Annotated in this window: 3 protein-coding genes; all 3 read right to left on the bottom strand. The window is 33.1% G+C overall.

Translation table 11 applies throughout. The annotated features are described in order from the left end of the window. Positions 1-194: 194 nt before the first annotated feature. Positions 195-824: a hypothetical protein gene (locus tag ACQKIM_RS27950; protein ID WP_427550228.1), complete on the bottom strand. Its 630-nt coding sequence runs from the start codon at positions 822-824 to the stop codon at positions 195-197. Between the two features lie 139 nt (positions 825-963). Further along, on the bottom strand, positions 964-1,347 hold the full coding sequence (locus ACQKIM_RS27945; protein ID WP_427550226.1) for a hypothetical protein: 384 nt from the start codon (positions 1,345-1,347) through the stop codon (positions 964-966). Between the two features lie 89 nt (positions 1,348-1,436). Beyond that, positions 1,437-2,123, bottom strand: coding sequence for a Type 1 glutamine amidotransferase-like domain-containing protein (locus ACQKIM_RS27940; RefSeq protein ID WP_427550231.1), 687 nt, complete (start codon positions 2,121-2,123; stop codon positions 1,437-1,439). Positions 2,124-2,214: the final 91 nt, after the last annotated feature.

Here is a 2,214-nt window from a genome sequence, read left to right as displayed (position 1 = left end):
GCGGCAAAGCGAGTAGCCTGGAACGGAGATCACCTTCATTTGACTTAGGAGTGTTCACAAAGAGTCCCTTGACCATTTAGTTTTTCAACACTATGTAAAGACTGAATCCAATATTGGATTCAGTCTTTGTCTTTGAATTACAAATATTAAGCATCCCTTACAAACTCGTTCAACAATTACTGTATTATTCTTTCTCACTTTAAAGTCCCTATCCAAACATCTCCTTTGTCAAGACTATATTGCAGGAAACTCCCGAATTCATTTTCAAATTTTATGGTTTCATAGGCATTTCCCTTAATTTGTGATACTTCTTTTTCAGTTAAACTTCCTTCTTCTAACCATTCATTCAAGTCGTTTTCATCGTAATAATCAATCTCTATGTGTAAATCCCATTGAAATTGTTCTAACTTGTCCCTCAAGGAATGAAATTTATAGAAAGGGAATTCCTTGTTTTCTCCCCTTATTTTGAAGGTTTTATTGTAGAAATCAAGACAATCTCTATATGCAATGACAATTTGTGAATTAATAAAATTAGGGTCATAAAGCCAGATTTTTAAATAAAACTCTTCATTTTCATCCATCATTTTTTGATGCCAGTTCAGGTAAACTTCAATCATTGCATCAAGTAAAAGTCGATTATACCAATTGGGAGGGTTTATTCGTACCCATGCATAAAAAGGATGAATCCATAATTTTTCGTATTGTCTTTGGTAATTCCTTAAATAGTTCATATCTAAATTTATTGCATTTTGCTTCCATCTTTCAATTTTGCTCTTATGTCTTTTCCAACCTCGTATTTTCTTCTGTTTTGAGTAATAAAACACTTGTACACCTCCTTTGTAGTTTATCTAACTCAATAATATCTTATATTCTTGTTGAGCTAACCTACGTCGTCAGTCTAAGAAGAAAATACTCTATCCCTTATTGAATTAAAACCCGAGTTAGTTCAATTAGTAAAATTAATTATTCAAAACTATTTTCATAAATATCCAAGAATTTCGCTATCATTACACCTTGTTGAACAACGGTTTCATCTTTAGTTTCAAGTTGCCAAGCATAGGTCATATAATCTTTATAATTTTCTTGGCTAATAGGCTTTAAATCATGTTCTTTGGCAGTGGCAGCAAACCCTTTTTTATAATCAATTTGAGCTTGTTGTAATGCTTTCTTATGGTTTTTAAAAACGGGCATTCCCTTTGCATTAGCTTCTATTTCATAAGCTTCATCGTCATCAAAATCAACACTTAATTGGCTGTTATCAAAGTCATCAACTACTTTTGAAGAGGAATTACAGGCTGTTAAAAGTATAAGTAAAACTATGCTAATAATGATCAATGTTTTTTTCATTTTTTCCTCCAAAGAACATAGCTCTTATATTTTATTATTCTTTTTATTGATTTAATGTCCTTCTAAAACTAACCCGCTCCGTTAGTTCATTAAGAACCTAAAAATTCTGTTTGAAGTTCTGTATCTATAACTTTCTTTTCGAAAGAAACTTTATATGCCTTAGCATCTGGTCTTGAGCTAACTATTTTACTGATTTCTTGTTCCTTGTAATGAATAGCAACCCCATCATCCGTCGCAATTCCTGATTGTATTTTTCCAGATTCAATAAGTTTGTGATATGCAGGCTTTCTATCTATTTCACCATCGTAATGCGGACAATTACTTCCCTTTAGGAGACCTAGACATTCTATTGGTTCAAGTCCATCTCCAAAGGAATCGGTAACTCCCTCTTCAAACCAACAAATAGAGCCTGCACTCACCCCAGCTAAAATCACTCCTTGGTTCCACGCTTTTCTTAAAATATGATCTAAGCCCCATTCTGTCCACAAAGCTAAAAGATTTTTAGTGTTTCCTCCACCAACATAAACAATGTCTTTTTCTAATATAAAACTTTCAAGATCCCTGGTTGGAGGATTAAATAGTGAAAGATGGGATGGATCACAATTTTGTTGATTAAAAAAATTATAATACCTTAATATGTAATTATCGGCATCTCCACTTGCGGTAGGGATAAAGCAAATTTTAGGTTTAATTTTCTCAACTTGGTTCAATATATATATATCTAATAACGGATTGTCTGGTTCCATTGAAAAACCGCCACCACCAAGTGCAATGATACTATGTCAAGAAAATGGACAGGGGAAATTGAGATTTTGCTTTAAATCTAAGCGCGCTATCGCTTGCTCGCCTCACAAATAATTTAAGGGG

The sequence above is a fragment of the Lysinibacillus sp. NPDC047702 genome (genome assembly GCF_050272555.1).
In the GTDB taxonomy this organism is placed as follows: domain Bacteria; phylum Bacillota; class Bacilli; order Bacillales_A; family Planococcaceae; genus Lysinibacillus.
The sequence above is the reverse complement of the archived record's forward strand: the minus strand, read 5'-3'. Positions and strand labels throughout refer to the sequence as shown.